Genomic DNA, 26113 nt, shown 5'->3' with positions numbered 1-26113 from the left:
AACGCTCCGAATCAGGCGGAGCAGGCAGAGGCCTGTGCCGCCTCAACGTTGTCCAGCTGTACCAGTGGCAACTGGCGAATCAGGCGCATCACATCCAATGCCAGGCGACGCGCTTCATCGTGACTATTGATCTCCTGCAGGGGGGACATAAGTGAGCAGCAAAGGTAATGGCCAATCCCCTCCTCCTCCCGCGGGCAAAAACGGTACGTCCCCTGGGGAAAGGCGATGTTGATTTCATTGCCTTTGGCCAGCTCCAACTGCGGCCAGGGTGAACCCTCTTTACGAATCAATATGAGGTTGATAAACCAGGGAGTGATCAACACACCCAGCCACTGGCCCTCCCACTCCTCGAAACCCACCGCCTCAACCTCAACCCGGCGGTTGATCAGCGGCATATCCTGCATCCGGTTTTCCAGCACGTTGCTAAAAACCTGTTCCAGAATGGGCGAGGGGTTAAGGGCAAAGCCCGGGTGTTGTTCACTCATGATAAACCTACCTGCTTCGAATCGAGTGGGGACTCAGCGGATGAGTCCGTCCCAGAGCCTGGCTCTGGATCCAGATTAATACCGGCCATAAATTCAAGCGCCTCTTTAGCACGCTCGGGTTCAATTTTTTCAACCGCAAAGTTGCCAACCTGAACCAGCACATAGTCGCCCAGGGCGACCGGCTCATTCATCAAAATCAAGCTAACATCACGCTGCTGACCATAGGCTTCTACGGTTGCCATCAGATCGTTGAGAACCACAACTTTTGAGGGTACACCCAGACACATAGATTTAACTCGCTGCGCGCTGGGGCATGGCCGTCACGGTAACCCCCAGACGCTCAAGCTCCTCAACGCAGAACTGAACCATCTGTTCCAGCTTGGCATCGATTTCGGGGGTCAGCGCAACGCCGGTATCCATCGAAATCGGCACCACTCCGAACAGGGTGAAGTGATTGGGCATCTCACCGGTTAACGACATAATCGCCAACAGGTCGGAGATGCCCAACTGGTGCGGCGAGATCTTCTGTCGAAACATCGCCGGCACCTGTTCATCGCGCAAAGTGACAAGAGTACCGGGGGCATCGCCGGTATGCACCGCATCGATCAGTATCACGTGATCACGGTTGGCAATGGTGTCCAATAGCTCCATGCCAGCGGTGCCACCATCGACCAGGTCGACATCCGGCGAGAATTGATATCGCTTCTCCAGCGCCTCGACGACACGAACGCCTATACCCTCATCGGTGAGCAGGATGTTGCCTACCCCAAGTACCAAAACAGTCATCTTGTTACCTTCCTCGCTTACAGCGCTTTAACCGTTACAGTGCTATCGTTTTCGGTATCGACCAGATGGATCGCGCAGGCGATGCAGGGGTCGAAACTGTGGACGGTTCGCAGCACTTCCAGCGGTTTTTCCGGATCGGCGATTGGGTTATCCAGCAACGATGCCTCGTAGGGGCCAGGTACATCATCCTGATTACGCGGTCCGGCGTTCCAGGTGCTCGGCACTACCGCCTGATAGTTATCGATCTTACCGTCTTTGATCACCACCCAGTGAGACAGTACGCCACGAGGCGCTTCATGGAAGCCCACACCGCGGATCTCGCCCTTGGGGAAGACCGGCTGGTTAAAGGTATCGGTATCACCGCTACCGATGTTGTCGACCAGGTTCTGCCACTGCACCTTGATCTCATCCTGCAGCACCGCACAACGCACCGCGCGCGCCGCGTGACGACCGATGGTTGAATGCAGCGCGCCCACGCCCACCTTGGCACCGGCCACACTGCTGGCGGTATCGAGAACGAAGTTGAGATGCTTCATAGTGGATTCGTGCCCGGACGCTGCCAGGCAAAGGACGTTGGCCAACGGACCCACCTGTGCAGGCTTGTCGTAGAATGTCGGCGACTTGATCCAGGAGTACTGGCCATCGTCGTCGAAATCGGTGTAGTTGGGTTCGGTCTCACCCTCCCAGGGGTGCAGCGCTTCATCACCATGATACCAGGAGTGCTTGGAGCTCTCCTTAACACCCTTGATGAAGAACTCGTCCTGGAACGAGGTGATCGGCTTGAAGGTACTCAGGTCACCGCCGGTGATGTAACCACCGGGCAGGGAGAACTCGGTCCCCTTGGCATCCATCGCCATCTCCGGCACACAGAGATAATCGGTGATACCCGCGCCGTAGCCGGTCCAGTCCGCGTAGAAGCCCCCCACGATGGAGACATCCACCAGATAGGCGTTTTGTACAAAATCATCCATCTTGTCGATCAGCGCACGGATATACATCAGGCGCTCCATGTTGAATACGCCCTGGCTGTCGAGGTTGATCGAGTTGGTGACACCACCTACGCACAGGTTCTGCACGTGGGGGGTCTTACTTCCCACGATGGTCACAATACGGTTGGCCTCACGCTGAATCTCCAGCGCCTGCAGGTAGTGCGCAGCCGCGATCAGGTTGACCTCTGGCGGCAGCGTCATGGAGGGGTGACCCCAGTAGCCGTTGGCGAAGATACCCAACTGGCCGCTGGCGACAAAGCTCTTCAACTTATCCTGCACCGCACGCAGCTCATGCACGCTATTGCCCTTCCAGGAGGAGAGGCCCTCAGCCAGCTTGGCTGCCTCGGCAGGGTCGGCCTTGAGCGCAGAAACGATATCCACCCAGTCCAGCGCAGAAAGGTGATAAAAGTGCACAATATGATCATGGATAGCGTGGGCCGCCAGAAGGATGTTACGGATAAACTGGGCGTTCTTGGGCACTTCCAGGCCCAACGCGTTTTCTACCGCACGTACCGACGTCAACGCGTGCACCGTGGTGCATACCCCGCAAATACGCTGGGTATAGGCCCAGGCATCACGAGGGTCACGCCCCTTGAGGATGGTCTCAATTCCACGCCACATCTGACCGGATGACCACGCCTTGCTAACTTTCCCCTCTTCCACCTCAACGTCGATACGCAGGTGACCTTCAATTCGTGTTACCGGATCCACTACTACTCGTTTAGCCACGGTTACTCTCCTGTTTTTCTTTTATTGCGACGCCCGCAGGCGCCGCGATCAATTCAGTTATTCGGTTTGCCCAGCCCCCGGGCTCAGGCGTGATCTACCTTGGGCAACACCGGTAGCAGCTTCACGATCGCCAGATAACCGGCAATTTCGATGGCAACAAAACCGATGCTCAACAGTATCTCTTTCACAGAGGGGAAATAGATATAGCCTCCTCCCGGATGCCAGCCGATCATAAAGGCGTTAGCACGGTACAGTGCACCGGCCAGCAACAGGCTGACCGCCGCAATCATCAGTTGGCCACCACTAGCGCGACGCTTGGGTGACAACAGAATCACCAACGGTGTAATAAACAACAGGGTTTCAATGAGGAACATATTGCCCCGCAGATCCCCTGCGAACGCTCGGCCCAACTCACCGCGCAACACCAGGTCACCAAAACGTACAATCAGGTAAGCTCCCAGAAGATAAACGACGAGCTTGCCCAACCCCTTCAAAAGATGGGTCTCTGAAGGACGCTTGAAGCCGATGGTTACCATCGACGCCTCAAAGATCACGATGGAGAAACCCATGGCAATAGCCGTCACCAGTGCAAAGTAGGGCTGCAAGGCAACCGACTGCCACAATGGATCTACCTTATGACCGGCCGCAATCAACATGGAGCCCAGTGACGACTGGTGCATGGTGGGCAACAACACGCCAACACCAAGTACCACGAACAACCACTTGTCGAGTAGCTGGCTCAAACGCGGTACCTTAAAGCGCTCCAGTACCGCTGGCGCAAACTCGATCACCAGGATCATGGTGTAGGCGGTCACACACAGACCGACCTCGAGCATCACCGAGTTGATGTTGATCTGACCCGGCAGCACCATGTTGTAGACGTTCCAGTAACGCCCCATATCCACAAAAGCGGAGAAAGCACCCAGGCTATAACCGAACAGACTTGCCAGCAACGCCGGGCGAATCAAGGGGTGGTACTTACCTTTGTTGGCGATATAAACCACCATAGCCAGCGCCCAGCCACCCGTTGCGAAACCGGTACCGATCACCACGTCATAGACGATCCAGATCCCCCAGGGGTAACCGTCATTGAGGTTGGTGACGGCACCCAGGCCGAAGATAAAACGCTCAACCAGAATGTAGAGCGTAATGGCGATCAGCACGCTCAGAAAGAGGAATGGCAAGGTAAAAATCTTGCGATCCAGCGCTTGGTATTCATGATGATTACTCATCGTTATCCCCTCCCTTGGTGTTACGGCGCGCCAAATAAAGCAAACCGGCCAGCAATCCTGCCGGCGCTAGCATGCCGCCATAGATGGTGTGCTGCACGGTTTCTGAATTAGCCGCATAGGAGCGTTCAGGCAGCATGGGCAACCCAAGGTTCTTGATCGGCGTACCCGCCAGAACCAGTACCTGGGTACCTCCCCCCTCCTTTTCACCAAAGATGTGCTGCTCATAATCAGCTTTCACCTGGGTCTCGTAGACGTAAGGTGAATCGATGCTGTTGAGCTGATAGGTATAGGTATCCCCTTTCTTCAGCTGCACGCGGCGCTTGGCCTCGGCCAGCAGCTCTTTACGGGTACCAAAAATGTTGGCTCCGGTCGGACACACCTCGGTACAGCCGGTGATCTGGCCGTTGTCGATACGCTCAACCCCTTTCTGGTTACACAGCTGACACTTCTGGATCTGACCAAAGGTCTCGTCGTATTCGTACTTGGGAACGTTGTACGGGCAGGCCATCACGCAGTAACGGCAACCGATGCAAACGTCCGGATCGTGGCTGACGATACCGGTCTTGGGATCCTTAAGCATCGCCGACACCGGGCATACGGTCACGCAGCCAGCGTCGACGCAGTGCATACACTGGCGCTTGCTGAAAGAGAAGGTGCCCTCCTCCAGATTGGCAACATTGCCACCGGTGGCACCATTGTATGCCTGGATAATGGTCAGGGTGTCGGCCGACAGCTCCTGCGCCATATCCCACTGCTCTTCGCCCTCGACGGTCTCCGGGGGCATCTCATTGATCTCTTTACACTTGACCACGCAGGCACGACAACCGATGCACAGTGTCGCGTCATACAGCATGCCCACAGCATCTTCCGGGACCGGCAGGTTTTCCCGTGCCGAGGCGGTGCCGGCACTGGTGGCGATAATCGCTCCGGTACCCGCCGCCTTAAGAAAGTCACGTCGTTTCATAAGTCCTCCCGCCCTTAGCTTTCGTCAGTATGAGAGGATGCTTCAGCCTGTTCGTTCCGGCCTAACTGGCGCACGGTCATTGCAGTGGCACCAATTACGGCACCGGCTACGGCACCGAGCAATGCCGCCGCGCCCGCGCTGGCCCCTTCACCTACAGTGGGCGCTACCGGCGGCAGCATATCCGGCGGGGTGTGGGTACTCACGGTCGCTCTGTCGTACAACGCCTTTTCGAAACCAACTCCCTTTTCGGTACAGCCAAAACAGGGTGCACCGACACCGACCGGCCATGCGCCGCCACCGACATCACCAAACTCGATGGAGGGACAGTTGGCATAGGTTTCTGGCCCTTTACAGCCAAGTTTGTAGAGACACCAGCCCGCACGGTGCCCATCATCGCCAAACTCGGTGGCGAAGCGGCCCGCGTCAAAATGTGCACGACGCTCACAGTTCTCGTGAATCAGGCGTCCATAGGCAAACTTGGGACGATTCAGCTGATCCAGCTCGGGTAGCGTGCCGTAAGTGAGGAACTGCATTACCGTCGAGAGGAAGTTATACGGATTCGGCGGACAGCCAGGGATATTGATAATGGTCTTTTCAGGCAGAATCTCGTGTACCGGAGTCGCGCCGGTCGGGTTAGGCCCGGCAGAGGGCACGCCCCCCCAGGATGCACAGGATCCAATCGCCACGATTGCGGCCGCCCCCTCGGCTGCCTCCTTCACGTGCTCCAGCATGGTCTTGCCTGCGATTTTGCAGTAGATGCCCCCATCCTTTGTGGGAATGGAACCCTCGACCACCAACAGGTACTTGCCCCAATTCTCTTTCATCGCGGTGTGCTTGGCTTCTTCGGCCTGATGGCCAGCCGCAGCGCTCAACGCCTCGCTGTAATCGAGGGAGATCTGGTCAAGAATCAGTGTTTCCAGTGTTGGGTGGGTGCTGCGTAGCAGTGATTCCGTACAACCGGTACACTCCTGGCCGGACAGCCAGATCACCGATGGCCGACGCTGCTGGGCAACCGCGTGTGCCAACTGCATCGCCGCGCCCCCCGAGAGTCCCAGTGTCGCCGCCATTCCCGTACAAAACTTCATGAAAGTTCGGCGAGTTACCCCCAGACGGCTCGCCAAATCATCGATTTCATGCTCGTGCATCATCTTATTCTTCCTCTAGCCCATCGTGCTCCAGTGCACCGATCCGCCGCGCTGCGAATTCAGCTACCCTGCCAAGGGTGCACTCCACGTTCATTGTTATGATCCCCATAGGAGAAAGTGATAACTTTGTTTTCACCTCTCGTTCAGAAGAAACACTGATGCAGGAATTAAGCCAACACAAACCGGAAGCAGAGAAAGTAAATTATTTCATATTTAACAACAGGTTAAAAAAACACACGAAATGAGTCGGAAAATATTGAGACGTAATAAAGTTTCCAATTTTAGACTAAAGTATGGATACTTATTGTCAGTTTCGGGAATCACCCTGGGAATAGAACGCCACCAACAACAATGGGCTCGGTAGCACAGAGAGACCTCATGCCACCCGCCCTTCATACCCGGGTTCAGACGCCAGCAACCTCACAAGCGGTACCCCTCAAACCCTCACCCCAGCAACAGGTGAGCTCCTCCTGCCAAGAGCCTTATAGCTGGTCTAACTCAGCCGGTTCGAGATGAACGTGTTGCTACCACTGAAGGAGGCGCGCCCTCAGGCAAGAAGCGACCCGCACTGCCCGCACAAGCGATTTCGCGTCAGTGGACGGTGCAGGCCATGCAGGGGTCGAAGGAGCGAACGATGTGCTGTACGGCCACCGGATTTTCTCCATCTTCCGGCCGCACCGGCGCGTGACGGAGCGCTCGCTCCAGGGCACCGGGCTGATCATCGGCATCCCGCGGGGAGAAGTTCCAGGAGGTTGGCGCAATGATCTGGTAGCGGTCGATCAACCCATTGCGGACCCGCATCCAGTGCCCGAGACTGCCTCTGGCCGCCTCTACCAAGCCCACCCCCTCGCCATCCTGGGGAACCGACAGTCCCGCCTGATAGAAGGGCTCTGCAGGTACGATCCCATCAGCCCAACGCTCCATCTCCAGCAACAGCCGCACCATCTCCCACAACCGCATCACGACCCGACTGTGGACATTGGCGCCTTCGCCTGCAAACAGGTCCAGCGCCAGGGGGTTGGAATTGACCAGCTGGCGCGCCAGCGATCCAACCTCCACCACCTGGCCACCCAACCGGGGCGCTTTGCACCAACTGTAACCCGACACCCGATCGGCCATCGGCACCGTCTCACCATCGCGGGGATGCAAAGGTGGTGAGGGGCGCATCCAACTGTGGCTGACATCCTCAGCAATACCGCGGGTATCAAGCGTTTGCAAAGTGCCAGCATAAAGACCACGGGAAAACAGTGCCTGACCACCATAGTGGTAGGCACCAAAACTCATAAAGCGCCCCGACCCCCGACCCAGGCTGGATAAGCCGAGACATTCCGACAGCTCCAGAAAACGCCCGACATCACTGGACCGGGCTTGGGATAATTGCCACCAGCGCTGCAACTGCGCCTGACTGTCCAACTCCGCCACCGACTCCAACGGCGCACCAAAGGTGGTTTTCTCCAGAAAGCTGCGAAACCGTCGCAATATAGCCAAAAGACGCAAGCGCTCGCTGGCATCGAGGGATCGAGTCGATCCACCCGGTTGAATCGCCAGAGTATGGGGCCACTTACCCGCCAGCAGCCCGATCAGGTGCAGCAACTCGGCCCGCGCACTCAGCGCTTCACCTGCGGCCTCCCCCTCCGATGCGCGAAACCGCCCGCTCACCGCCTCATACCAGGGCTCGTTGCGATACGCGCTGTTGGCAAAATCGGGCATAAAGAACAGATAAAAATGGGTAAAGAGATCCGCCAGGTTTTCACAGGCGTGAATCAGGTTCGCAGCCAGCTCACCGTTGGGGGGCGGCGCGGCACCACTGAGGTTCGCCAGCGCAGTAGCGGCTGCCACCGACTGCGACACCGAACAGATGCCGCAAATCCGCGGGGTAATCACCAGCGCATCCTGGGGTTTTTTACCCACCAGCATCTGCTCGAAACCGCGATACATCTGTGACGACACCCGCGCCTCGGCCACACGACCCGCATCAATCTGCAACTGCAGTTCCAGATTTCCTTCTACCCGACTAAAGGGCCCGATGATTCGTTGACTCACTGCTGCTACCGTTTCTTCTTGGTGTAGATTTTGGGGGCCACCAACTTATGGTCAGCGACCGCATTTTCCCTTAGTCGCGTCGGCGTCGCCGCCTTCGACAGCGACGACAGCGCCACAAACCAGGCCTTGGGCATATCGGTTGGCAACCCTACGGGAATACCGGCTATTTTAGGGGTACTAAGAAAACTGTATCCCGGCTCCTCGAACTCCGGTGCCGTACAGTTGATACAGGCGTAACCGCCGCGAGTGCAGGAGCCCTCGCCATTCCAGAGGCGAATATTACAATCGCCATGGGCCTGGGTCGCCATACAACCAAGATGCTCCATCAAGCACCCCTGCTGGGAATGTTGCTGTGCACTGGCCTTGTACTCGTAATACTCGTTGCGCGGGCACCCGTGATGCACCAGATGGTCGCTGTATAGGCGCGGGCGCCCCAAGCCATCGAGATCCTCCACCGACATCTCATCGCGCACCAGGCTCATCAACGTTTCCAACACCCACTGGGGATGTATCGGACAACCTGAGATATTAATGACCGGCAACCCGCCCTGGGAAACGTACTCATGCCCCAATACGCCGCCGCGACGCTCCCCTTCGAACTGCAAACCGCTCACATCAGAGGGGTTGCCGCCACTGGCACTGACGCCACCGTAGGCCGCACAACTCCCAACGGCAAGGGTGTAGCGGGCCTGGGCCGAGAGTGAGCGTACCCAGCTCAGCATGGAGCGCCCGGTACCGGCTATACGGCTGTAGTTGCCCGTACCACCCGGACCGCGCGCGATAGCCCCCTCAATGCAGAGCAGATCCAACGACTGCTCCCCCTCTTCGAGCCGTTGCAACAACTCACGCACCGATTCACCGCTCGCCTCACTCAACGCCGGGTGCCACAATAGCTCTATACCCTGCCAACGCAGCTGCTCGAACAGGGGCGGCGACTCGGCGCATAACAGTGACATTGAGCAACCGCCGCAGCCGCACGCCTGCAACCACAACATGGTAAAGCGCTTCATCGGCCCGCCTCCTTCAATGGCAGCGTCAGTTTAAACAGGGCGCCCCCTTCTGGGTGATTGGCCGCCTGCAGATCACCGCCACTCTCAAGGGCAAAGCTATAGCTTAGGGCCAACCCCAGACCAGTACCTTTACCGATCTCTTTGGTTGTAAAAAAGGGCTCAAACAGATGCGGAAGATCCTCTTCCGTAATTCCCGGGCCGTTATCCCTGACGGTGCACACCGCCAGATCACCATCGACACTCAGGCCAACCTCCACCGCCGGCTTTTCGGCGGCCTCCACCGCGTCCAATGCATTTTGTAATAGATTCATCAGCAACTGCTGGATATGCCCCGCGTGCCCCTCCAGTACAAGAGAAGATGGCCCATTCAGGCTGACGATATCCCCCACATCCTTGGTAACCCAGCGCACGGCGGTACCGATTACATGAACCAGGTCAAAAGGCACCGATTCCTGCCCCTGACCGGCGGAGAATTGGCGCAGATCGGAGACAATATCCCGCACCCGCTCGACCCCCTCCAGGGACCCTTCCAACAAGCTGGGAAGATCCGATATCAGGCGATCGATGCGCAACTCCTCGCACAGCTGCTCGACCCTGGCTGGCTCTCGCCCCTCTTTGAGCGCATCGAAAAACTGCTGTAAACGCTTACCATAACCCGCCAGGGCGTGGGTGTTGCCATACACAAAACTGATCGGATTATTCAGCTCATGGGCAACCCCTGCGACCAGTCGCCCCAGGGACGCCATCTTCTCGGAACGGACCAGTTGCTGCTGGGCGACCTTGAGCTCGGCGTGACTCTGGTTGAGTTCATCGTAGGCATGACGTAACTCCCCCACGTGACGACCAATCATCACTACTCCATCGAGTCGATCGCGACTATCGGAGCGACATGCGCAGTTGATCGCCAGCGGAATTCGTCCGTATCGCCCCCTCACATTGAGTTCACAGTCGTACACGGGTGCGGCCGGTGCCCGCTGCAGGAGGTCATGCAACGCAGACTGGGATTCATCACAAAACAGCTCCCCGACCCGAAACCCCAGCAGCGACGCTTCCGCCAACCCCGTCATCTTGAGTAGTGCCGGATTGACCTGACGGATACGCAGCTCCTCATCGCAAACAATAAGAACATCGGTCATAGCGGTCTGGACGCTACTGATAAACTGGTACGCGCTCTCGAGCTCCGCGTTCTTTTGTTCCAGCTCGACCTGATGGCTGATGAGCTGCGAGTAGACCTGCTCCATTTTTTCGATCACTTCGAGCCAGGCGTCTTCAGAGGCTGGCCCCGCTGCCACGCCCCCCAAAACCGGGCACAGCATCCCGTCGCCAACCGCTGAGGTTGCCGGCTCCTGAGAGGAGATACCCTGGGATTTGCCACTGGTCATGACAGGTTCCTGCTGCTATACCATAATCGAATCGTAGTCGACTATGATATCACTGACGCAAGAAAGAGGCTTGACGGAAAACAATCCTGGATCACGCCCTGTCTGCCACAACCAACAAAACAAGGACGCCCCATGAATCGCATCCTGAAAATATTGCTGCTAGCCCTGTCCAGCGCACTGCTAACCACCGCTTGCTCTCCCGATATCGGGTCCGAGGCCTGGTGCAAAGCGCTGAAAGAGAAGCCCAAGGGGGACTGGAGCAGCAATGAAGCCGCCGATTACACCAAACACTGCCTGTTTTGAGGTCACGCCCCTCAGGAGGAACCAAGCCACCCACCTGAAGGGCCAAGTGGAGCTGCCCCTACTCTGGGGACACCGGGGCCCCGGCAACCGAGGAGTGCCTGTTAACCTCTAACATAAAACGGGCAACCGCCTGGCGCACCTCCTCGTCAAGGTAGTCCTGTGGCGGCATCTCAGCGTAATCCGGACGGCGTTTAACGGGTTGGGTAATATAGTCAACGATGCCCTGAGGATTATCCTTATAGGATAACTGTATCTCCGTCACCTTGGGCCCAATCAGGCGAATATCATAGGCGTGGCAACCGGCACAGATCGCGTAATAGGCTAACTTACCCTTGTCACTCATGGTGATCTCTCTCGGTTCTACCGGCGTATCGAGCAGGTAGGAAACCACTTCCGCGGTGCCTCCTGGCGCACAAACACCATAGTCCGAAAGGCCGGCAGTACGGTAACGCGCAAGGTCGTGAATGCAACTGTTTGGGTCGGCCTTAGTGTCGATAATATCGGCCCCCCGGCTATCGAAAACCAGCTGAGTCGCGGCAAAGGCAAGCACTTCAGCGATCGGCTCCGCACCGTTGTCAGCCATAAAGTTATCGTAGATACGAATGCGTTCAGGATTGGGGTCCGATTCCGGATCGCTAGGCAGGTTCTCAGCAAAGGTCATATCGCTGATGATGATTCCTGCGTTTTTATTACCGGTAATCACATTGCCTTCGATCATAACGTCGTCGGCAGCCATAATAATGATACCGGTTCCTGCCGGCACATTGGCAACGATAGAGCCGGGCTCTCCGAAATTTTCAGTATTGTTATTGACGATAAAATTATCGCGAATAATGACATCATTGGTTGTCTTGATTGGTAGGCCCGGTGTAATAAACGCCAAAATACCCCCGGTGTTATCGTGGGCGTAGTTACCCTCCACCACGGCATGGCGGCTATTTTCTATTTCGATTCCCGCGACATTTCCATATACCTCATTACTCGACACATGAATGTTGTCGCACATACCGACATAGATAGCCGCATCCTTGATACCCGATAAAATATTCTGGTCTATAAATCCGTTGCGCCCGTACTGGGGGAAAATTCCGTACACGCCGGTATCGACGACCCAGTTATTACGAATAACGAAATTGTTCCCCGCCTGCCCCATGATACCGTTACCCTTGTAACGAGTAATTTTCATGTTTTCGATCACGATACCATTACCCGAATAAAGAATGGCATCATTACGCTCGCCTTCTCCATCCAGTGTGGGCCACTCGCCAGACTCTATAACACCGCTGAGGGTAATATTGTCCTTATCGATGTAGACGGTTTCGTTATAGGTGCCCGGAAACAGGCGCACCGTATCTCCGGGGGAGGCGTTATTGATCGCGTCCTGAATAGAGCCCCCCTCGTGCACCTCGATCATCTTCCCGCTGGGCCGTGCGGACAGTAACTTTTCCACCTGCTGGGCGACCGTTTTCAGCTCAGTGGTGGCCGCCACAGAACGCTCTGCCTGCACTATTGTTGGCTGGGATTTCGGTACCATCCTGCCCGCCATATTACCGGCCGCAAAAATAGCCAGCGCTATGCCGGCAACTACCCACTGCGTCGATCGCTTCATCAATTTTCTCCTGCTTGCAAAGCAAGTTCATTATTATTGTGCACCGGGGCCAGCCCTGAGGGCAGCCGTTGCGGTGTGTCAGGTTTAAAGCGCTCATCGGTCAACGCTTTCATAAAGTCGACCAGCCGCTCCAGCTCGTCGTCGTTCAACTCTGGCTCCCATATATGCCAGTGCAGATACAGCTCGCGTCCTTCGGGCACTGCGTGCCCTCGTCCCTTAGTATAAAACTCCGAAGCATCAAACAGGGTTTCGAACCGCCCCGAATGCATATAGGGTGCGGTCAGCTCGATATTTCGCAAACTTGGCACCTTAAAGCCCCCGGCCAGCGTCGCATCCTTAAAAGGCACCGCGGCCCCCTCGTCGAAGGGTAGCCCGTCGGGTTCCGGGGTGCCGATCACCGCGATCTCCTGATTGCTAAACAGCGGTGGCGTGTGGCACTCCGCGCAACGCGCCACAAAGGAGCGAAATACATTCAACCCCTCTATCTCACGCTCGTTAAGTGCATCCCTATAGCCATGAGCATAGCGGTCGTAGCGACTATTGAGAGAGATGAGCGAGGACTGAAATGCGGCCAGCGCTCGATACAGGTTCCCCAGGGAGAGCCCACCTTCAACGCCGAAAGCCTCTCCAAATAGCCGTTGGTACTCTGCACTGGACTGCAAACGCTGCAATACACCTTCAGGCGTGCTGCCCATCTCCTGCGGGCTGTAGAGGGGGCCTTGGGCTTGCTCCTCGAGGCTTTGGGCGCGGGCATCCCAGAACAGGCGCTTCATAAAGCCGACATTCCACAGCCCCGGCGCGGAGCGCCCTATCTCCTGACCACCAATACCGATAGGACGGGCCCGACCGTCGGCGAAGCCCTTGTCGGGATGATGACAACTGGCGCAAGAGAGCGACCCATCGGCGGAGAGCAGGGGATCGAAGAACAGGTAACGCCCGAGATCGATCTGCTGGGGTGAGAAGCCGTCGCGCACCGCCGGCAGGGCGGTTTTGAGCCCGCCCACGCCAACATTATGGGGCGAATCGTACTGCTGGTAGAGCGACCGCAGCAAACAGCGATTACCCCCGTCACGCTCAAAGCCCGGAGGACAGTGGGGGTTAAGGGTGATCGACGCTTGCGCAATGGAAACCTCTGATATCGAGAGCAGAGCCCCCCCCAGCAGCAGCGCAAACGCGGCAGGCAAACGAGTAAAACGCATATTATCTATTAACCAGTTATCGTTATTGTTGGTGCGATGCAGGACTTTTCACAGAGAATATTACCACTTTTTTAGTACCATAGTGCACCCTATCGGCAGAATCTGCGAGCCTCAAACCACAATCACTTTAGGCTACGGGTTTTACCCGCTCGCCAGCTCCTCTATAGTGGAACCAGAAAACTCTACCCGTCCTCCGGAGCCCCGATTGCCCCTGCCCCGTTCACGCTTTGCCCTCTTCACACTCTTGCTGGGAATCGCCATCGCAGTCATTGTCAGCGCCTGGCAATTAAGCTGGCGCTGGGCTCTGCAGGGCGAGGTAGTGCGCACGGCAAAACAGTTGTCCCTGCACGCTCAAAGTATCGACAACGCGCTCGGCCAATTTCGCTACATCGCACTGGAGGCGGCCAACAATGAACAGGTTCAACAGCTACTGCACGAGCCGACTCAAACCCGAACCAATCGCAGCAACCGGTCGCTGGAGCTGTACAGCCGCCGCGGGGGCTCCAATACCGTTTTCGTTCTCGATGCCGAGGGTTCCGTTGTTGCCAGCTCCAACTGGAGTAGTAGTGATAGCCTGGTCGGACACAGTTATAGCGATAGACCCTACTTTCAACAGGCTCTGGAGGGGCAGGCCAGCAGCTTCTATGCGGCCTCCTCCCAAACGGAACAAGCGGATTACTATTTTGCCTACCCTATCCGTAAGGACCAGCAGCTCGTCGGCGCAGCCGTCGTGCGTGTCGACCTGCAACCCTTGCAAGCGCAGTGGGGAGGAAATGACAGCGAACTGATAATCAGCGACGGTTATGGCGTTGTAGTGCTGGCGTCTCGCCCGCAATGGCGCTACCGGTATCTGTTCCCGCTATTTGACTCAACACTGCAGCTGCTGCGCGAGCAACGTATCTACGGCGAGCGTCGGCTGCGCCCCTTTCATGCCCAGGTGAGCAAGGTGGATGAAGGCAGCGATCTATTCCAACTGGACAGAAGAGACAGCTCCGCCCACTTTCTGCGCCAGAGCTTTCACCTGCCCCAGCTCAACTGGACGATCCACTACCTGGCCAGTCTTGCCCCGGTCTACGGCTTTGCCAACAGGGTCGCGCTCAGCGCATTGATCGCTATATTGCTGCTCGCCCTCATCGCAGCACTGATGCGTGAGCGAGGCTTGAAGCGGGCCTCGCGGGCCCAGACACGTAACCTGCTGGAGCAGAGCGGCAAACGGCAACAGGCGATTATCAACAACACCAACGTTGGGCTGATGCTACTAAGCACCGGCGGCGAGGTGCGATTCCTTAATCAGCAAGCCCACCGCATCCTCGGACTGGGGGACCAACCCCATACCAGTCTGCACTTTAACCAATTGATCCCCGAGCCCCGCTGGCAGGCGGCAGAGTCCTTGCCACCGGCCGGTACCGAGCAGCCGTTACTCTCTACCGAGGTCTGGGTAACACGCAGCGATAACAGCCGCGTCCCCCTGGCGATATCGATCCGCGCCATCGACCTGCAACCGGACGCCAGCTATCTGGTCACTCTGGTCGATATCAGCCGCCGTAAAGCCGCCGAAAAACAGCTGCAAAGTGCCAAAGAGTTGTTGGAGCAACGGGTCGAAGAGCGCACCCGGGAACTGGAGGAAGCCCAGCAGGAGCTTATCCAGGCCAGCAAGCTCGCTGCCCTCGGAGAGATGTCGACCTCCATCGCCCACGAGTTTAACCAGCCGCTGACGGCGATGCGCACCTACCTGGCGTCCAGCGAACTACTGCTCCAGCAGGGTGACAACAAGCGCCTGCAGGACAACCTGCGTCTGCTGCGAGAACTGACCGAACGCACCAGCACTATCGCCTCCCAGCTCAAAACCTACGCTTACAACCGCCCTGCCGAACGCAATCCGGTCAACCTCGTGAACGCACTGCAACAGGTGCTGCCGATGTTTCGCCAAACGATCGACCAGCAGGGCGTCAACCTGATCGTTCGCCAGCCCAAAGAAACGTTGCAGGTCGCCGCAGATTCCGGCCGCATTCAGTTGGTACTCACCAACCTGATCAAGAACGCCCTCGAATCCCTGCAGGGTTGCGATAGCCCCGAGTTAGTATGCGAGTTTTTGTGTCACCAGCAGCAGGCAACCATCCGCATCCATGACAACGGCGGAGGCATCGAAGTCCGCCACATCAACCGTCTTTTCGACCCCTTCTTTACTACCAAAGGGGTCGGCGAAGGACTCGGCCTTGGGCTTTCGATTGTGGCGGGGTTTATCCGCGATCTCGATGGTTCTATCGACGCTATTAACAACGAAAACGGCGGCGCCACCTTTAGTATCCAGCTGCCCCTTTATGAACCCAGGAATCAAAATGCAACCATCAAAACCCATCATACTGGTTGATGACGAAGAGTTAGTGCTAAGGGCCAACGAGCAGTGGCTGCAACTGGCGGGCTTTGAAACCGAGTGTTTTAGCGATCCACGGCAGGCGCTGCAACGCCTGCAACAGCCGTTCGATGGGGTGTTGGTCAGCGATATCAAAATGCCGCACATTGACGGTCTTGAATTAATGGATCACGCGCTTGCGCGTCACCCCGAGCTTCCGGTCGTGCTGATCACTGCACACGGCGATGTTGATATGGCGGTACGCTCGGTCCATGCCGGCGCCTATGACTTTATCGAGAAGCCCTTCGACCCCCAGCGGTTGGTAAAAACCCTCGAGCGCGCCCTGGACCAGTTACAACTCACCCACCAAAATCGGCAGCTACGGCAACGCTTGCGCGAACAGAGCGGCATCGGTGCCAAGCTGCTAGGCATCAGCCCCTCAATGCAACAACTGCACGAGGAGATTCTTGAGGTCGCAGCACTCAATACACACGTCATGATCTACGGCGAAACCGGCAGCGGAAAAGAGATTGTGGCCCAATGCATTCATGAATATGGCCAGCGTCCCAACGCGGCTTTCGTTGCGCTTAATTGCGCCGCGATTCCGGAAGCGCTATTCGAATCCGAACTATTTGGCCACGAAGCGGGATCGTTCAGCGGCGCAGCAAAACGCCGCATCGGAAAGTTCGAATACGCGAATGGAGGAACTCTCTTTTTCGACGAGATAGAGAGTATGCCCATAAACCTGCAAGCCAAGGTGTTGCGTGCCATCCAGGAGCAGCGTATCGAGCGTCTGGGTTCAAACCAGACTATCGAGCTGAACAACCGCATTCTTTCTGCAAGCAAGGTCAACCTGCAAGAGCATAAGGATTTCCGTCAGGATCTCTACTACCGACTTAACATCTCCGAAATTCACATCCCCCCCTTGCGCGAACGGGGTGATGATATTCCATTGCTGTTTAATCATTTTTCAGAACAGGCTGCCAACGACAACAGCCTGCCCGCACGCCTGTTAGAGGAACAGGACAATCAGATACTAATGGATCACAACTGGCCCGGAAATGTGAGAGAACTCCGTAATATAGCAACCCGATTCGCGTTGGGAAAACGCACGCTACATGAACTACTGGAGCAAAAAACCTCGACTTTTGAGCACCCCCGGGATCAGCATTCACCGCGGTCATTAGCCCAAAAGGTCAACCAATACGAATCCAACCTGATCCAGCAATCCTTAACCAAACATCTCGGAAATATCGCACTGGTGATGCAGGAGCTTGATCTACCTCGCCGCACACTCAATCAGAAGATGCAAAAATACGAAATCAACCGTATAGACTTTCTGCCCACTAATGAGGAGTCCCCGTGACAACCCTGGGGTCGGTGGTGGAGTCCGGTCGGTGGCGCTCGGTCCTGTCGTGGATCTCCATGGTTTGTATTCTCACCGCTATCGGACAGTCACCCACTACCCGGGCCGTCGAGCCGGAGCGCAGCTATTCCCTGGCGACCGCATCCACAGGCGGTACCTATTACCCGGTGGGCGTTGCCATTGCAACGCTGACCAAAATTCGCCTACAACCACAAAAGGGGATTAGTTTGTCGGCGGTCAGTAGCGCAGGCTCCGCCGAAAACATTGACCAACTGGCTACCAATCAGGTCCAGTTTGCGATCCTCCAGGGACTTTACGGTGCCTGGGCATGGAACGGCGCAGGCAACATCGGCCAACGCCAAACCCATTTACGCTCGGTCAGCATGTTATGGCAAAACGTCGAACACTTTATTATTCGCACCGAGTCGGCGCAAACGGGCAACATCGAAGACATACATAACCTTTATCATCGGGCCTTCTCGCTGGGCAAGCAGCAGTCGGGAACCGAAGGCTCCGGCCACCATATTTTGCTCAGCAACGGCATCGATAGCAAGCAGTTGCGTTTGGTCTCCATGGGATATGGGACCAGCGCCAGCTCACTAATTTCCGGGGAGATCGACGGCATTAATGTTCCCGCGGGTGTTCCGGTCGCAGCGGTAAGCGAGGTATTCTCAAGCCTCGGCAATAGCGTTCGATTGCTCGACTTTACCGATGAACAGCTGGCGCGAGTCAACCAGCCATATCAGCTTTGGCAGCGTTACGTTATTCCTATCAACACCTACCCCGGACAAACCCGGCCCGTACAAACGATCTCCCAACCTAACTTCCTGGCCGTGCGCGACGACGTGGATGAACAGGCGGTCTACGAGATCACTCGCACCCTATACGAAAACATGAGCTTTCTTCATGGAATTCATCCTGCAACCAAAGATATGGCGCTGGATAAAGCGGTTGAAGGGCTACCGATGCCATTACACCCCGGTGCAGCGCGTTTCTATCGTGAGCAAGGCATTCTGATCCCCCCCCATTTACTTCCAGGAACATAACGAAAAAGGACCCGGTAAAAACAGGTTAGAAGCCATAGGCTCGTTGAAGGCGAGCCAATTCACCACTGTCACGCATCTGGATTAGCTGCTGATTTACCTTGTCACGTAACGCCCACAAGCGACCTTTTCTAGTGAGCGTGATATAGCCCCCGGTTTCCACCAGCGCGGGCTCTAACGCTTCAACCTTCCACTGCAGATCCCGCCCATCTATGACCACACGGGCATGACGAAGGTTACCCACCACCAGGTCGTAGTGGCCCAGCGCTACTGCGCGTAACCCCGCTTCCAACGATTCCAGCTCGGTGACATCCAGATCTGCACGCCGACTGTCAAAGCGATCGCCATTACTCCATCCGCGCACCACGGCTATTTTTTTTCCCTTTAGCGCCGAGAGGTCGCCATCCCAGGATAGCCCTGTGCCCGCAGGGGCGAACAACATGACTCGATCCAGATAAAAGGGGGTGACGGTATACTCCATGAAGGTTTCACGCAGCGCCGTGCGATAGGGACCGATTACAGCGTCAACGTTCCCTTTCTCCGCCATCAGCATTACCCGCTTCCAGGGCAGCACATCAATCTTCACCGGCAGCCCAAGACGCTCCATGATGCGACGACTGACATCTGCGCCCAGACCACTAATGTCCGCCCCATTCTGCTCCAGCAAAAAAGGAAACTGGTCACCTGCAAAACGGTATTCATCGGCACTTGCAGGAGCCAGCCATAGCCCCCATAACAATAATGCTAGCCACCATTTCCCCATAATTTCCGACGCCTCCTACCACAGTGTAGCAAGAGTTAGCGCGCCCCTAATTCCGATTAAACCCAGCCAGCGCCAGCCCTGAGACGTCCGCCAGCCCCATACCAAAGAGCACCCGCTGTCACCCGGCACCGCCTCCTGCTGCTATCATGATACCCCTCGATTAAGCCCTTTTATAATGGTTGGACAAAACCTGACCGTCAGATTATGACGGTCTCTTGCTGCTTTCAACACTGGGATTACCGGTAACGGAGGCGCATTATGTTGGCTACACTAGTTACCAGACTCCGAGGTAACCTGATATGCCTGCGACCGCGACCTTCACCACCCCCGATGGCACGCTCTACCGTGACCACAAGCGTTACAGCTGGTTTGTGTCACTACTGGTGCCAGCCCTCACCCTGCTCGGACCCGCCCTGTATCTGGCAACCGGCGACGCTTGGGTCCTATGGTTGCCCGTCGCATTCAACTACTTGGGTGTACCCCTGCTCGACCAACTACTCGGCGAAGACACCAGTAACCCACCCGAACAGGTAGTACCGCTACTGGAGCAGGATCGTTACTACCGTTACATCACCTACGCACTGGTCCCCCTGCTATGGATCTTTTTCGTTGCCTGCGCCTGGTTTGTGGGCACCCATGAACTGCCCCTGCACGGCTTGGTTGCGGTGGCGTTGACCGCAGGGGGTGTCTGCGGCTATGGCCTGAACCTCGGCCACGAAATCGGCCATAAGCCCAGTCGACTGGAAAAAAATCTGGCAAAAATGGTGCTCGCCCTGGGGGGCTATGGTCACTTCACTCTGGAGCATAATCTGGGCCATCACCGCGATGTTGCCACGCCTGAAGATTCCGCATCATCCCGTATGGGGGAAAGCATCTGGCGCTTTGCCCTGCGCGAACTACCCGGTGGCTGGTTTCGCGCCTGGTCCCTCGAATCTGCCCGCCTGGCCAAACGCAAACTGCCGCGTTGGTCCCACCACAATGAGATATTGCAGCCGCTGGCGATCACCCTGGTACTCTATTCGACGCTGCTTGCGCTCTTTGGCTGGGTGATGATCCCCTTTCTAACCATCACCGCTTTATGGGGAGCGTTCCAGCTCACCTCCGCCAACTACGTCGAACACTACGGGCTACTGCGACACAAACAGGAGAACGGCCGCTACGAGCGCTGCCAGCCCCGCCACTCGTGGAATAGCAATCACCTGTTTTCAAACTGGGCGCTGTTTCACCTGCAACGTCACTCCGATCATCACGCCTACCCGACCCGCCGCTTCCAGTCGTTAAGGCACTTCGACAACTTGCCGGAGCTACCCAACGGCTATTTCGGGATGTTCCTGATCGCCTATTTTCCCCCGCTCTGGTATCGAGTAATGAATCCACGACTGATCCGTTGGGCCGAAGGTCGAGCGCAGAATATCAACTTCGATCCCTCCAGGCGGGAAGCGCTGATCGCTCGCTACGAACTGGAACCCTAACCCGGTTTTCGAGCCAGTCCCCTTATCGACGGACGCACAAAGGGAGGCACCTTGCGCAGGCTTTCGCGCTGTACCTGAGCAAGCTCAAACCCGGCCTCTATAATGGCCTGCTCGGTACAACGGGTAAGATGGCAGTTGCCCGCCACGCGTTTCCACAGGGGTTCGACCAGGCGCTGCCACCGATGCCTGCCCGTTCCCTCTTGCGCGGCCACATGCTCCAGAAACAGTAGCTGGCCGCCGGGCTTAAGGACACGAAAAATCTCCGTCAGGGTGCCCGCCTGATTGTGCACCGAACACAACACCAGACTCGACACCACACAATCGACCGACTCATCGTCGACCAGTAGCCGCTCACCCTGGTAATCTGCCAGCGCGGTGGCGAACGCTACCCGGGTGCTGTCAATGCGGCGCTGCAACTGGCGCCGCATTGCAGGATCGGGCTCGCTGACCAGCAGTTCGTCAATACCCGGCGGGTAGAGCGGCAAACTGGCACCGGTGCCCGCGCCGATCTCAAGCACGCGACCATAGCAGTTTGCCAGCAGTGCGCCTCGCCACTGCTGTAAACACGCAAGCTCGGTGCCTTGCATCATGCGGTCATACAGCATGGCGATCAACCTGGACATGACAAACCCTCGCAATACATACTAGCGGCCACCCGCCACATCCAGTAAGGTTCCTGTGCAGTAGGATGCTTTATCGGACAGTAACCACAAAATAGCTTGCGCGACCTCTTGCGCCGTCCCCCCACGCTTTAACGGAACCGACTGCGCTACACGGGTGACCCTATCCGGCTCCCCCCCTGCGGTGTGAATTTGAGTATCAATGACTCCTGGGCGCACTGCATTGACACGAATACCCTCTTCGGCCACCTCCTTGGCCAGGCCACGGGTAAAACTGTCGATGGCGCCTTTAGCCGCAGCGTAGTCCAGGTACTCATTGGGAGCGCCCAGGCTCGCCGCGATGGAGGAGAGATTGACGATCGCGCCGCCACCGCCTCCATTTCGAGTCGACATACGCTTGACCGCCTCTCGGGCACAATAAAAACTACCGAACACATTAGTGGCGAACACCCGCTGCAAACGACCACCATCGATCTGTTCGAGACGGCATTGCGTCTCCAGTATGCCGGCGTTATTCACCAGAGCATCCACCCCGCCCCAGCAACGATCGAGCTCGGCAAACATCTCGCACACCGCCTGTTCGTCGGCGATATCTGCTTGCCAGCAAAGCGCCTCGCCACCTTGGTCAACAATGCGCGCCACCAGGGATTCCGCCGCTATTCGATCAGCGCGGTAATTAACCATCACCCGATAGCCCTTTTCGGCCGCGATTTGCGCTGTCGCGGCACCGATGCCGCGCCCGGCACCGGTTATCAGTAACCGTTTGCTCATAACCCCTCCCCCTGTAATGGGCCTAGGCAGCACTCGACCACCAAACCAGTCCAAAGCCCCCCCAGCTTAACGCCAGTAACACCCAGGGAAGCCAATGCTGGCGATAAACAATCTCTGCAGCCGGAGCTTGGGCGTTGTCCTGGGCGGCAGGCTGTTGTGGCCGCCGGGCCTGTTTAAGGCGCTTGTCCAGCTCCCTTGCCTTCGCCTTCTGCTGCACCTTGTACTGCTCGATTCCTTTTTGTATGCCCTGGGCGATAAGACGAGTTTGCTCCTTGCTCTGCCCCGGCTTTTGGGTCGCACGGGCCATCGCCTGCGCCTCTTCTGCACTGCGCTCAGCGCGCTGTTTTTCTCCCCGACTCTGCTTCGCCATAGTGCGAATAACACTCCCGTACTAACACCAAAGAGCCACGAACTGTGGCCACATCCACGACCACCAACATACCACAGGCAGATCGTAGCCGACCAACCCCGAGCGCCACTGCTTGTCAGCTTCTCCTGTCACTGATAGGGTGCATGCAACAATCAATAATAAAGACCGCGATGACACTGGACGACCTAAAACTAATGCCCGGACTGCAACTGCAGTTGCAGTTTCACCACTCCGAGGACGTTCGCGAACGTTCACGCCTGGTGGGCTACCTTGCCGGAGCCAGCCTTATCGTCACCACCCCCGTGGTTAACGGTGGTCCACGCTCCGCACGCCCCCACGACAAGGTAAACGTTCGTTTTTTCTCCAACGAAACCAACTCGGCAGTCGCATTCAGCACCCAGGTCATCCACGTATCCATGGTGCCCTTTCCCAGCTTGCACCTGAGCTACCCGGAACATATTGCCACCGATGAAGTACGCAGGGCCGTGCGCATTGAGGTCAAGCAGATCGCCTCGGTGCTGATCAATGACGAAAAAGTACCCGCCACCATCGTTGACCTCAGTACGGGGGGCTGCCGCATAGAAAGCCGACAGCTGTTCGCAAAAACCGGCGATAATCTCACCGTTACCGCGAAGCTGGAGGTGGCGGGTATTAGCCGGGTACTGGCACTCAAAGGCGAGGTTCGCGCGGAGCTGGACAGCTGTCGCCTGGCCGATTGCAATGTCGCCTACGGGATCCTGTTTGGAGACCTGGAGGAGCAGGACAAGCTGTTACTGCACGCTTACGTCTACTCCAACCTGCGTTAAAATCACTCCCGAATCATCCTTGCACTGAGCCTCGGCTCACCTATGCTATGGACTCTTGAAATCGGGGGACCAAGCCGTGGAAATTGACCCATACCTTAAACGTGCCGCCAACGGCGAATCGCTCACGATTAACCCTAGCTGGGGCCAGGGAAACACGACGTTTGGCGGTTTGAGCGCTGCGCTGGTATTGAGTGCGATTGATGCACGGGTTCCCGAGCAACGAATCCTGCGCTCGGTGCAGGTGAACTTCAGCGGCGCCCTGATAACGGATCATGATTGCAGCATTAGTACCGACGAACTCTCCTCCGGTGGCTCTATCTCCCAATACAGCGGACGCGCGCTGCAACATGAGCGCGTGGCCTGCCAACTCAGCGCCTGCTATGGCATCGAGCGCGACTCCGAGCTGGAACTTCGCCCTGCTCACCCGGCCCTACCCGGTGTCGAGCAGGGCAGGCGATTCGGATACCTTGCGGGAATCACCCCGGAGTTCGTCCAGCACATCGACTTCGTGTACAGCAGCGGCGGCTTGCCCTTCTCCAACAGCCCCCACGACCACATGAGCGGCTGGATGCGTTTTGCCCGTCAACCGGAGACCTTCACTAACGCGCACCTGGTGGCGTTAATCGACGCCTGGCCACCTACCGTTATCCAGAAACTCAAACGCCCCTGTCCCTGTGCAACGGTGACCTGGAGCCTCGAGTTGGCATACCCGATCGCTTTGCTGGAACAGCCTATGAATGGCAGCGAGTGGTTGTTCTATGAGGCACAGATCAAGATGGCGCACCATGGTTATGCTCACACCGAGGCTCGGGTGTATCACCCCGACGGACACCTGCTGGCGCTGAGCCGACAACTCATCGCCGTTTACGATAAAGCACGCCGGTAGCTTTACCAACCGTCCCCTGCGACCTGCGCGGCAGATCCCAGCCGCAACTTAGCCGGGTTCACGCGCCACCGGTGCTGGCATCGGCACCGATGCGTTGTCCCTCCTGCGGGGCTGACGGCGTGCGAGCGCTCGCAACATTCCGATAGAGCGCCACCCCAGTACCGATACAGCGGTTATCGCACCGCTGCACATCGCCCCCATGATGCCGCAGGTCAAGGTGTCTTGCCCGCTTAGGTAGAGGCCCTTAATTGAGGTTTTCGGCCGCAGCCAGTGCTGCTCAAAGCGGCGGGGATCATGATCAATTCCGTAGATCTCACCATGACCATAGTTGCCAAAATGGCGGGTGGAGAGCGGCGTCGACACTTCATAATAATCGATCTTACCGCGCAACTGCGGGTGCTTTTCGTACAACACCTCTAGCAAACGACGACCCAGCTGCACCTTTAGCGCCTCATACTCCTCCCCGCGTTTCCCCCAGGGAGTGTCCTGCCAGCGAGCAAACCATTTCCAGGGAGTGGGGGCCACGATCTCAATGGTGGCGCGCCCGGGATAACGCTCATCCCAGCTGGGGTCTTTAGCGGAAGGAAATGAGATATAAACCGCAGGAAAGGGGCGGCGCATATCCTGGGAAAAGCTCTCCAGGTTGGCATCATGAAATTCGTCCGGGTAGATCCATAGGTTGGTCTTCCCCAACCCCAAAGACTCCGCGCTCTCGCGAATGCCAATATACACCCCGACATGGGCCATCGCCGGACGCACTGCGTGCAGCTTTTCCCGGTAACTGCCAGCCCGGGCGGCAGCATCAGGCAGCAACCGTTTGAAGGTATTGAAAACCCCGCAAGCGCTGATCACCACCGGGCTTCGAATCTCAAACCCATCTGCCATACGCACTCCAACGGCGCGTCCCGATTCCACCAGAATCTGCTCGACACGGGCGTAGGTGAACACTTCACCGCCAGCCTGCTTAATCGGTGCCAACAGACCGTCCGCTATTTTGGATGCTCCACCGATGGGGTAGTACCCCCCGTTGAGGTAGTGACGCGCAATAAGCGCGTGAATCAGAAAACTGGAACGTCGTGGTGGTAGGCCATTGTCACCGTACTGACCGCAGAGCACGGCGATCAGTTTTTCATTGGGTGTCAGGTCGCGCAGCACCTGGTAGGTGGTACGGTTGAGGTATTCGGGCGCCGGCCATATAAAGCGGCGCAGCGCCCCCATCCAGCGCGGCAAGAGTTTATCAACGGACACACCGGGCATCGCTTTGGACACCTGTCGAATCATATCCAGGTAGCGATCAATCGCTTCAGTATCATCGGGAAAGCGACTCGCCAGCTCATCGCGAAGTGCCTTTTCTCCCGCTACCAGGTCAAACTGCTCGCCGCCAATATAGAAGCGATCGTAGTTGTCGCCCATGTAGGCCCAACGCAGTCGACGGTCGGTAAGGTAATCGCAGAGGCGGCTGGATACCGTTCCCCGGTGGCCCACGTCGCCAATGTAATGGACGCCAACATCCCACTCATACCCATGACGGCTATAGCTATGGCTAAAGCCGCCCGCCGTATAGTGCTGCTCCAGCACCAATACCCGCTTACCGCTTTTTGAGAGGCAAACGCCCGCAGCGAGTCCGGCAGGTCCGGAACCAATAATAACGGCATCAAAGCAGCCCTCAATGCGCTGACTCCGGTAACGCCTACCAATCCGTAACGGATTACCCCGCTCCCCTTGCTGTGTCATTTCGCGTCCTGCGCCTGATTAGTCGGTGGTATGCTCAGCCACTACCCGAGCAC

Annotated in this window: 24 protein-coding genes; 7 read left to right on the top strand and 17 right to left on the bottom strand. The window is 57.1% G+C overall.

The annotated features are described in order from the left end of the window. Nucleotides 1-11: 11 nt before the first annotated feature. The 10 genes from hybE to ACP3PW_RS07215 all read right to left on the bottom strand — a co-directional run bounded on the left by hybE (nucleotide 12) and on the right by ACP3PW_RS07215 (nucleotide 10765). Nucleotides 12-485, bottom strand: coding sequence for a [NiFe]-hydrogenase assembly chaperone HybE (gene hybE, locus ACP3PW_RS07260; protein ID WP_426416029.1), 474 nt, complete (start codon nucleotides 483-485; stop codon nucleotides 12-14). Beyond that, nucleotides 482-772 carry a HypC/HybG/HupF family hydrogenase formation chaperone gene (locus ACP3PW_RS07255; RefSeq protein WP_426416028.1) on the bottom strand — a complete coding sequence of 97 codons (291 nt, stop codon included), beginning with the start codon at nucleotides 770-772 and terminating at the stop codon, nucleotides 482-484. The genes hybE and ACP3PW_RS07255 overlap by 4 nt, the downstream gene beginning before the upstream one ends. A gap of 4 nt (nucleotides 773-776) precedes the next feature. Further along, nucleotides 777-1271 carry a HyaD/HybD family hydrogenase maturation endopeptidase gene (locus ACP3PW_RS07250; protein WP_426416027.1) on the bottom strand — a complete coding sequence of 165 codons (495 nt, stop codon included), beginning with the start codon at nucleotides 1269-1271 and terminating at the stop codon, nucleotides 777-779. Between the two features lie 17 nt (nucleotides 1272-1288). Beyond that, on the bottom strand, nucleotides 1289-2989 hold the full coding sequence (locus ACP3PW_RS07245; protein ID WP_426416026.1) for a nickel-dependent hydrogenase large subunit: 1701 nt from the start codon (nucleotides 2987-2989) through the stop codon (nucleotides 1289-1291). 83 nt (nucleotides 2990-3072) lie between these two features. Then, nucleotides 3073-4221 carry a Ni/Fe-hydrogenase cytochrome b subunit gene (gene hybB / locus ACP3PW_RS07240; protein ID WP_426416025.1) on the bottom strand — a complete coding sequence of 383 codons (1149 nt, stop codon included), beginning with the start codon at nucleotides 4219-4221 and terminating at the stop codon, nucleotides 3073-3075. Then, nucleotides 4214-5185 carry a hydrogenase 2 operon protein HybA gene (gene hybA / locus ACP3PW_RS07235; RefSeq protein ID WP_426416024.1) on the bottom strand — a complete coding sequence of 324 codons (972 nt, stop codon included), beginning with the start codon at nucleotides 5183-5185 and terminating at the stop codon, nucleotides 4214-4216. The genes hybB and hybA overlap by 8 nt, the downstream gene beginning before the upstream one ends. A 14-nt stretch (nucleotides 5186-5199) precedes the next feature. After that, nucleotides 5200-6333 carry a hydrogenase small subunit gene (locus ACP3PW_RS07230; protein ID WP_426416023.1) on the bottom strand — a complete coding sequence of 378 codons (1134 nt, stop codon included), beginning with the start codon at nucleotides 6331-6333 and terminating at the stop codon, nucleotides 5200-5202. A gap of 588 nt (nucleotides 6334-6921) precedes the next feature. Continuing rightward, nucleotides 6922-8373 carry a nickel-dependent hydrogenase large subunit gene (locus tag ACP3PW_RS07225; RefSeq protein ID WP_426416022.1) on the bottom strand — a complete coding sequence of 484 codons (1452 nt, stop codon included), beginning with the start codon at nucleotides 8371-8373 and terminating at the stop codon, nucleotides 6922-6924. Nucleotides 8374-8378: 5 nt separating this feature from the next. After that, a complete protein-coding gene (locus ACP3PW_RS07220) occupies nucleotides 8379-9383 on the bottom strand; it encodes a HupU protein (RefSeq protein ID WP_426416021.1) in 1005 nt (334 codons plus the stop codon). After that, nucleotides 9380-10765: a sensor histidine kinase gene (locus ACP3PW_RS07215; RefSeq protein ID WP_426416020.1), complete on the bottom strand. Its 1386-nt coding sequence runs from the start codon at nucleotides 10763-10765 to the stop codon at nucleotides 9380-9382. Before ACP3PW_RS07215 ends, ACP3PW_RS07220 begins: the two co-directional genes overlap by 4 nt. 132 nt (nucleotides 10766-10897) lie before the next feature. Between ACP3PW_RS07215 and ACP3PW_RS07210 the strand changes: the two genes are divergently transcribed. Next, nucleotides 10898-11068, top strand: a complete 171-nt coding sequence (locus ACP3PW_RS07210; protein WP_426416019.1) for a DUF3012 domain-containing protein — start codon at nucleotides 10898-10900, stop codon at nucleotides 11066-11068. A gap of 58 nt (nucleotides 11069-11126) precedes the next feature. On the opposite strand, the gene ACP3PW_RS07205 is transcribed toward ACP3PW_RS07210, so the two are convergent. Next, a complete protein-coding gene (locus ACP3PW_RS07205) occupies nucleotides 11127-12677 on the bottom strand; it encodes a parallel beta-helix domain-containing protein (RefSeq protein WP_426416018.1) in 1551 nt (516 codons plus the stop codon). Beyond that, the gene (locus ACP3PW_RS07200) at nucleotides 12677-13876 is read right to left on the bottom strand and encodes a cytochrome-c peroxidase (RefSeq protein ID WP_426416017.1); all 1200 of its coding nucleotides are present in this window, start codon (nucleotides 13874-13876) and stop codon (nucleotides 12677-12679) included. The genes ACP3PW_RS07205 and ACP3PW_RS07200 overlap by 1 nt, the downstream gene beginning before the upstream one ends. A gap of 205 nt (nucleotides 13877-14081) precedes the next feature. Here ACP3PW_RS07200 and ACP3PW_RS07195 point away from each other — a divergent pair, with 205 nt between their 5' ends. From ACP3PW_RS07195 to ACP3PW_RS07185, 3 genes are read left to right on the top strand one after another with little or no spacing between them, the layout of a single operon-like run. Beyond that, on the top strand, nucleotides 14082-16247 hold the full coding sequence (locus ACP3PW_RS07195) for a sensor histidine kinase (protein WP_426416016.1): 2166 nt from the start codon (nucleotides 14082-14084) through the stop codon (nucleotides 16245-16247). Then, on the top strand, nucleotides 16216-17595 hold the full coding sequence (locus tag ACP3PW_RS07190) for a sigma-54-dependent transcriptional regulator (RefSeq protein ID WP_426416015.1): 1380 nt from the start codon (nucleotides 16216-16218) through the stop codon (nucleotides 17593-17595). Before ACP3PW_RS07195 ends, ACP3PW_RS07190 begins: the two co-directional genes overlap by 32 nt. Continuing rightward, nucleotides 17592-18641 carry a TAXI family TRAP transporter solute-binding subunit gene (locus tag ACP3PW_RS07185; protein ID WP_426416014.1) on the top strand — a complete coding sequence of 350 codons (1050 nt, stop codon included), beginning with the start codon at nucleotides 17592-17594 and terminating at the stop codon, nucleotides 18639-18641. Before ACP3PW_RS07190 ends, ACP3PW_RS07185 begins: the two co-directional genes overlap by 4 nt. A gap of 25 nt (nucleotides 18642-18666) precedes the next feature. Here the strand turns inward: ACP3PW_RS07185 and ACP3PW_RS07180 are convergent, their stop codons facing one another. Beyond that, on the bottom strand, nucleotides 18667-19401 hold the full coding sequence (locus tag ACP3PW_RS07180; RefSeq protein WP_426416013.1) for a substrate-binding periplasmic protein: 735 nt from the start codon (nucleotides 19399-19401) through the stop codon (nucleotides 18667-18669). A 299-nt stretch (nucleotides 19402-19700) separates the two neighbouring features. Between ACP3PW_RS07180 and ACP3PW_RS07175 the strand changes: the two genes are divergently transcribed. Continuing rightward, entirely contained in the window at nucleotides 19701-20873 is a 1173-nt protein-coding gene (locus ACP3PW_RS07175; RefSeq protein WP_426416012.1) for an alkane 1-monooxygenase, read from the top strand. Here ACP3PW_RS07175 and ACP3PW_RS07170 read toward each other — a convergent pair. Genes ACP3PW_RS07170 through ACP3PW_RS07160 form a run of 3 tightly spaced genes read right to left on the bottom strand, consistent with a single transcriptional unit; the run spans nucleotide 20870 to nucleotide 22634 of the window. Beyond that, the gene (locus tag ACP3PW_RS07170) at nucleotides 20870-21496 is read right to left on the bottom strand and encodes a class I SAM-dependent methyltransferase (RefSeq protein WP_426416011.1); all 627 of its coding nucleotides are present in this window, start codon (nucleotides 21494-21496) and stop codon (nucleotides 20870-20872) included. The genes ACP3PW_RS07175 and ACP3PW_RS07170 overlap by 4 nt on opposite strands. 21 nt (nucleotides 21497-21517) lie before the next feature. Continuing rightward, nucleotides 21518-22264, bottom strand: a complete 747-nt coding sequence (locus ACP3PW_RS07165; protein ID WP_426416010.1) for an SDR family oxidoreductase — start codon at nucleotides 22262-22264, stop codon at nucleotides 21518-21520. Between the two features lie 22 nt (nucleotides 22265-22286). After that, nucleotides 22287-22634 (bottom strand): DUF2956 domain-containing protein, encoded by a 348-nt coding sequence (locus ACP3PW_RS07160; RefSeq protein ID WP_426416009.1) that lies wholly within the window; start codon nucleotides 22632-22634, stop codon nucleotides 22287-22289. Between the two features lie 143 nt (nucleotides 22635-22777). On the opposite strand from ACP3PW_RS07160, the gene ACP3PW_RS07155 reads away from it, so the two are divergent. Continuing rightward, nucleotides 22778-23440 carry a flagellar brake protein gene (locus tag ACP3PW_RS07155; protein ID WP_426416008.1) on the top strand — a complete coding sequence of 221 codons (663 nt, stop codon included), beginning with the start codon at nucleotides 22778-22780 and terminating at the stop codon, nucleotides 23438-23440. 76 nt (nucleotides 23441-23516) lie between these two features. Continuing rightward, nucleotides 23517-24326 carry an acyl-CoA thioesterase gene (locus tag ACP3PW_RS07150; protein ID WP_426416007.1) on the top strand — a complete coding sequence of 270 codons (810 nt, stop codon included), beginning with the start codon at nucleotides 23517-23519 and terminating at the stop codon, nucleotides 24324-24326. A gap of 48 nt (nucleotides 24327-24374) precedes the next feature. Here ACP3PW_RS07150 and ACP3PW_RS07145 read toward each other — a convergent pair whose 3' ends face one another. After that, the gene (locus ACP3PW_RS07145) at nucleotides 24375-26060 is read right to left on the bottom strand and encodes a phytoene desaturase family protein (protein WP_426416006.1); all 1686 of its coding nucleotides are present in this window, start codon (nucleotides 26058-26060) and stop codon (nucleotides 24375-24377) included. Nucleotides 26061-26113: the final 53 nt, after the last annotated feature.

The organism is Aestuariirhabdus sp. LZHN29, from assembly GCF_049985285.1.
Taxonomy (GTDB): domain Bacteria; phylum Pseudomonadota; class Gammaproteobacteria; order Pseudomonadales; family Aestuariirhabdaceae; genus Aestuariirhabdus.
The sequence above is the reverse complement of the archived record's forward strand: the minus strand, read 5'-3'. Positions and strand labels throughout refer to the sequence as shown.